1 pseudogene is annotated in these 272 nt (G+C 74.6%); it reads right to left on the bottom strand.

The features are described from left to right. Positions 1-272, bottom strand: a pseudogene (locus SB751_RS30530) (zinc-binding alcohol dehydrogenase family protein); the annotation flags it as partial.

Below are 272 nucleotides of genomic sequence, written 5' to 3'. Positions count from 1 at the left end.
CCGCGTTGCGGCCCGTCGCAATCACTTTCGCCGCGCCGAGATGCCTGGCGATCCGCACCGCGAGCCGGCCCGACGTTCCCGTCGCACCGTTGACGAGCACCGTCTCGCCCGCCGCGAAGCGCGCGCGTTCGATCAGCGCCGCCCACGACGACATCCCGGGAATCGCGATCGCCGCGGCCGTGATGTCGTCGAGCCCGTCCGGCAGCGGCACGCACTGGGCGTCGGGCACGATCGTGCGCTCGGCCATCGTGCCGAACGGCGCGGGGGCGCCG

Source organism: Cupriavidus sp. SIMBA_020 (genome assembly GCF_046535395.1).
Taxonomy (GTDB): Bacteria; Pseudomonadota; Gammaproteobacteria; order Burkholderiales; family Burkholderiaceae; genus Cupriavidus; species Cupriavidus campinensis.
Note: the sequence above shows the minus strand (reverse complement) of the source record. Positions and strands in the feature narration are given on the sequence as shown.